The organism is Elusimicrobiales bacterium, from assembly GCA_041651175.1.
Taxonomy (GTDB): Bacteria; Elusimicrobiota; Elusimicrobia; order Elusimicrobiales; family Elusimicrobiaceae; genus JAQTYB01.
The window spans coordinates 1-6,454 of the sequence record JBAZJT010000042.1; the positions used below are offsets into that span (position 1 = coordinate 1).

At 61.5% G+C, this 6,454-nt stretch carries 1 protein-coding gene; it reads right to left on the bottom strand.

Annotated elements, in window-relative coordinates:
- Positions 1-6,283: Ig-like domain-containing protein (locus WC421_11640; protein ID MFA5162879.1), on the bottom strand; the 6,283-nt coding region annotated here is incomplete at its 3' end.
- Between the last annotated feature and the right edge of the window lie 171 nt (positions 6,284-6,454).

The following is a 6,454-nucleotide window of genomic DNA, read 5'->3' on the forward strand; positions in this document are numbered from 1 at the left end:
CGGTATCAAAATACCCGCGCGAAAGCGTCTGCGCGCCGTTTATGTTTGAGCCGAAAGAATCCATGCCGAACGACACCGCCGGCAACTGGAGCCGGGCGCGGGCGCCTTCCTGCCCGCCGGAATCAACCGCCGATACCTCGTAGACGGCGGCGGCTCCCATCGCATAGGCCGGGTCGCTGAACTGGGCCGCGGTTACAAGGCCCTGGCTGGCGAGCGCGCCGTCTTTATAAACCCGGTATCCCGCCATGCCTGCGGCGGGGGCGGTCCACGAAATCAGCGCGCCGGCGCCTTCCTGCGAGACAAACACGACACTCTGCGGCGCGGCGGGAGGCAAATTCAGGGTAAAGTGTATCGTTGACGTGCTGGTATTGCCGGCAAGGTCGCCGGCGGTTACGATGAGCGTGTGCCCGCCGTTGGCCGTTATCGGAACGCCGGAAGCGCAGGGCGAGCCGTCCAGGTTCAGGCTCACCGAAGCCAGCCTTATATCCGAAGCGGTAACCAGCGGAAGCACGGCAGCGTTATATGTCATGCCTTCGGCTATGCCGTCCACCGCAAGCTGGGGCGGCGTCATGTCCAGCGTGAAATGCACGGTCTGGGTTGAGCCGACGCCGGACAAATTGGCCGCGTACGCGCTGAGGGTATAATTACCGTCCGCAGACACTCCCGCGTCGGAGGCGAAAGGCTGGCCGTTAAGCAGCCCCGACACCGTGGCCGTGTCCAAAGCCGGATCCGATGCGGAATAAACCGGATTAACCGCATGATTGTAAAGCCCGCCGTCGGAAACCCCGCCTATCGTCACCACCGGGGGGGCCTTGCCCCAGTACGTATCCGTTGAAACCGAAAGCGGGGATTCGTTGCCCGCAAAATCCACCGCGCTTACGCGGTAGTAATACTGTCCGTTGGATTGCGGAGTGTCTATATAAGGCGGGGTGCTGGCCGCGACCGCCGCTATCCCTGCGGATGAGGCGAAAGCCCATGTGGCGCGGTAAATCATGAAACCGGCAACCGCGGGGTCATAAGCCTCCTGCCAGCCGAGTTCTATGCGTCCGTATTCGTTGAAACCTATTGATATATCTTCCGGCGCGCCCGGCAGCGACGCCTTCGCCGCGGCATGCGCCGGCTGGGACTGCTGGCCTTCGTTTCCGGCGGCGTCCACTGCGCTGGCATAGTAGACATAGTCGCCATCGGGCAGGGTTTCGGAATACGCGCCGCTGCCGTCCGGCTTCGGCTGCAACTCAACGGCAACCGGGATACTGCCGCGGTATACCGAGTAATGCAGCGGAGCCTCGCCCAGCGGCGCGCTCCATGAAAGCTGCACCGCGCCGTTTTTCTGCGATACGGCCCGGGCAAAAAGCGGCGCGCCGGGAGGGGTAGTGTCTACAATAAAGGTTGCGCCGGAGGAAACGGCGGACGAGATATTGCCGAGGGTATCCGTTGCGGAATAGACGAAATACGCCGTCCCGTTCTCGCCGGACGGGACTGATATTTGCCCCTGCCAGTTCCTGCCGCCGCCGGCCAGGATTACCGGCAGGGATGCCGAAGACGGCAATATGCAGAACAGGGAAGGCGTGGAAACCGCAGTCTCGGTAAGCGTCACGTTGACCGTTACCGTTCCCGCCCTGACCGGCGAAACCGGGGATATCGCAATGCCCGCGCCGGGGCCCTGCGTGTCTATCTCCAGCGCGGAACCGGAGGTTATGGCATGGCCGGTATTGCCCACAAGGTCCGTTCCCTGGAAACTGAAGCCCGCGACGCCGGAAGGCATGGCGCTTGTCACGGTAACGGTGCCGGTCCAGACAGTCGGGCTGGAGGCGGAAAGATCCACCGGCGCCACCCCTTGCCCGGCGGGCGCAAAAAGCAGTATCGGGGCGGACGCCAGCGCCTTTGAAAGCGTCAGTGTAACAGCATAGCTGCCCGGACCCAGCGGAGGAACGGCGCCGACGGTTACCGCGGCTGACGGGACAACCCGGTCCGACAGGGCGGCCGCAGGGTCGCCGGAGCCGCTTTCGTTGCCGCTCAAATCCGCGGCGGTTACGCCGTAGTAGTAAACCCCGTCCGCCGGCGGCAGGTCGTTGTAAGCCGCCGCCGCAACGCGGCCCGCCACAAGATACGCAAGCGACGGAACAGCGGATGGGGAAAACGCCGCCGCGAAAGTGCTGCGGTATACATTGTAATAGGACGCGGCCTTACCGTCGCCTGCGGACCAGGAGAGGCCTACATGCCCTCTGGGAAGCGAAGCCGCCGCCAGCGCAACCGGATTGGGCGGCGCGCTGATGTTGTAATAAACTGTAAGCGCGGGACTAGGCGCGCTCGTCCCCGCCGAATCCCCGGCGGCAACCGCCAGCGAATGCGTGCCTTCGGCGGCCAGCGTAACCGGCAACTGGAACGAGCCGTCAGCTGCCGCAACGGCCGTGCCGGCGGCAAAACCGTCAACCCGCGCCTCCACCGTGATGCCGGGCTCCGCGGCGCCTGTTACCACTATATACGGGCTGGTGGTGCCGAAATTATTGGAAGGATATGTTACCACCGGGGTCGCCGGCGGCGCATAGCGCAGGTCGTAAAGCGCCTGCATCTGGCCCGCATTGCCGATAGTGTCGGTGGAACGTATAACAAGCCGATGCTCCCCGTCGGCATAGGCAAGCGTGTTCCAGAAAAAAGAATACGGCGCGGCGGAACTGCTGGAAACCAGCACGCCGTCCAGGATGAAATCCACGCCGGACACGCCGGATATATCCGCCGCCTGCACGGAAACGACCGTCGGCCTGGAAATCCTGACCGAAGCGGACGGCGTCAACGCGGAAAAGACCGGCCCGTCCATATCGATGAAAGCAAGGTTGGACACAGCAGATACATTCCCGGCGGCATCCCTGGTTTCCAGCGCGAAAAAACGCGTCTGCGCGGTTGAAAACTGCACCGTGAACGTTTCCGTGGCGCCTGCCTGAAGCGGAGCCGGCAGGCCCGCTATGACCTGCGCGGAGGAGAAATTGGCGGCTGTCAGCGCATATGTGGCGGTTGCCAGAATATAACCGGCAGTTCCGCTTACAGCGTCGGACGGAGCGGTCCACTGCAATACCATCCCGCCGGGAGTTATCTGGGCGATTGCAAGGTCCGACACCGCGGTAGGCGAAGTTTTGTCTATAGTGAAAACCGCCTGCGCCGTCGCGCTGTTGCCGGCCAGGTCCGTGCAGGTAAAGCTGGCAATATGCACGCCCTCGGCTGAATACACAAACGGCGGCAGCCTGCCCTGTGAATCGCGTACAACAAGCCTGTCGGCTGCGGTGAAATCGTCCGTGGAGGAATAAACCACCGTAACATTGCCGTTGATAATGGCGCCGTCCGGCGGGTATGTTATGGATATGGCAGGCGACGACTTATCCACAGTAAACGCGACGGATACCGACGAGGTGCTGCCGAAATAATCCGCCGCGGAAACGGCGAAGGCATACGCACCCGGCGCGCTTACGGTGGAGCCGGCCACCCATGGAACGCCGTTAAGAGCGGCCGTCGCCGAATAAGAGCTGAAATCGGACACCGCAAACGACGGATGGACATCATGGTTATAATGCGCGTTGGCGGCTATGCCTGCGACCGTTATCAGCGGCGGATGAATGTCGTATGTAACCGCCGCGGAAGAAAATGAGACGCTTTCGTTGCCGGGCACGTCCAGCGCGGTAACAAAATACCTGTAGACCGCGTCGTCCGCCGGTCTGTCGGTAAGCGATAAAACCGTGGTTCCGCTTATCAGCGGGGCGAGGAGCTCTATACCGGACGCTTCGTAAGTGGCCCGGTAGATGTTATAAGATGCTGCGCCGGAAGAGGCCGTCCAGTCCAGATACACCTCTTTGCCGAATATGCTGGCGATGGCGCCAAGCCCGTCCGGGGCGGCAGGCGGGGTGCGGTCCGAAATGCCGCCCGCCGGAGCGGAAAGAGCGCTTTCCTTGCCGTATATGCTCACCGCGGTGAGCGCATAATAATACCCGCCATCGGCAGGAGGCGTATCCATATGGCTCAACGTCGATATATTGCCGTTCAGCAATTGCGCGCCGGAAGGCGCGGTAAACGCCCAGGTCGCGCGGAAAATCCTGTAATGTTCTATCGCCTCCGGCGGAGCCTGCCAGCTCACCCCGACCGCACCGCCTTTGCCGGTTATGACCGATGATATGACAGGCGGCGCTGGCGGCGGCATATCCAGAGTATAAGCTGAAGCGAAGGCATATCCGGTGGACGGCAAGTCCAGCTGATTATATGCCAGCACCCGGAAATAATACGTGGTGTTGTAGACAAGCGGGCTTATAATGGTATGGGTGCTGTCCGTCACCGGCATGGCATGCAACTGCCCCGAGAAATCTGGCGCCGTGGAATATGAAAGCGCATACCGCGTTCCCGCCGGGTTGGAATTCGGCTCCCATCCGGCGGAGATGGCGGAAGTGGACAGCGGAACGCCCCATGCGCCTGCCGGTGTATTGGCGAACGTGATGGCAGAGCCGGCAAGCGCGTAATAAGTAGCCCCGTCGAATACCGCGCCAACCTGGAATGTATACGAAGTATTGGGCAGCAGATTGGAGAGCAGCAATTGCGTGCTGTGCGCGACAGCCGTAAATGTGCTCGCCACCGCGGTTCCCGCCGCAAAGCCGACGCTTGAGGCGCGCAATTCATAAGCATCCGCATTGACATCGGTCCATTCGGCCGACACGCCGCCGGCTGATACGCCGTTCACATACGGATCACCGGGCGGGCCGTTGCGCGAGGTCTGAACCGCGCCAAGCAGAACATAATTTGTCGCGCCGGCGCTGTTGATGGAACCGGCGCGTATATAATATGTGGTGTTGGCAAGCAAATCGCCCACCGAGGCCGATGACGCGGACGGGGCCGCAACCGCCCCCGATAAGGTAACCCCGCCCGGGGAAAGCGCGCCGAAACCGGTGGTGGACGCTTCCACCACAAAACCGCTTGCCGACGCGGAACTGGGACTTACAGGCAGTTCCGTCCAGCTTGCCGTAACGGAATTTGCAGCGATGCCGGAGACGAACGCGCCGGACGGCCTCACCGAAAGCGTCATGACGGAGCCGAGAGCCGTATACGGCCCGGAGGAGCCCTCCACGCTGGCATTAACATGCAGATAATAGAGGGTATTGGGCGAAAGGCCGTCTATCGTTCCGTATGTGTTGTAAGTCGCCGACGAGAATACGGTGAAAAACGACGGTTCCATAGAGGCTTCATACGAGTACAAAGTGCCCGATGGGTTTCCGTTCGCGGTCCACTGGGCTGAAACCGCCGTTTCGGTTATAGCGGTATACACCGGATTGGCAAGCCCGGGCTGTATGAAATTCGGCGTCACGGTGGAACCCATTAACGCGTAATTGGCAACCCCGTCCCAGTTTAGCGAACCCACGCGAAGGTAATAGGTAGTCAGCGAGTCCAGGCCGGAAACCTTAAGGACATTGACGCCTATGCTTCCGGTGGCCGACGAATAAACCACCCCGCCCGGGGCCAGCGCGCCGAAATTGGTGGAAGACGCCTCCAGCACATACCCCTCCGCCGTCGCCGTCTGCGGCGAAGCTGGCAAAGCGTTCCAGGCGGCCTTGATAAACCCGCTGAAAGATTCCAGAACCGGCTGTGCCGGGAATGTCACCGTCTGCACAAGCGTGGAGCGCGCAGTTGAAGCGGTTGTGGTGGAGGAGATGCAGTTATACGCAGTCAACTTGCGCGTATAAGCCGTGTTGGCCGCCAGCCCGCCCTCGGAAAAAGATAACACATCGCCGCCAAGCAAAGGCGACAGGTTCCCGCCGGTGGACGAGAGAACCTGATAATTGACGAGCCCGCCGCCGGGCCAATTCCACGTCAGGCTTCCGGTGCTGGCCGTGGCGCCAAAAGCCGGAGGATAAAAATTTTTGTCATACACGGTTCCCGGCTGGCCGTTGTGGTATCCATTCCCCCCTAAAACAAAAACACCAATGTTTTCAGGACACGATAGCCCACCCACCGCAATCCTGCCGCCACCCCCGCCGCCGCCGTAGGGACCCCCGGCGCCTTTATCGCCGCCGTTCGCCTGCACTACCCCGCTGCCGTCTATGGAACCAGCGCTTATATTGATGCCGCCCCCGGCGCCGCCGCCGGACGACCCTCCGCTGATATTGGTGCCGCTTATTCCGTTCGCGCTTATCAACCCGTATATATGCGCCACCCCGCCAATGCTGGCGGTTAATAAACCGCCCCCGCTGCCGCCAGCATTGGAACTCTTCCCTCCTCCACCAGCGCTTCCCAAATCCGCCGGAGCCAGCAAATTGTCATTATAGGTGCCGCCATACTGCGAATCACTGTTCCCGCCGCTACCGCCATGCCCGCCGCCGGAACCGCCTAAACTGTCATAAGCGCCTTTCCCTCCCCCCGGGCCATTCCCACCACCGCTAGCATTACCAGTATACCCCAACCCGTCCATGTATATCGTGGCGCC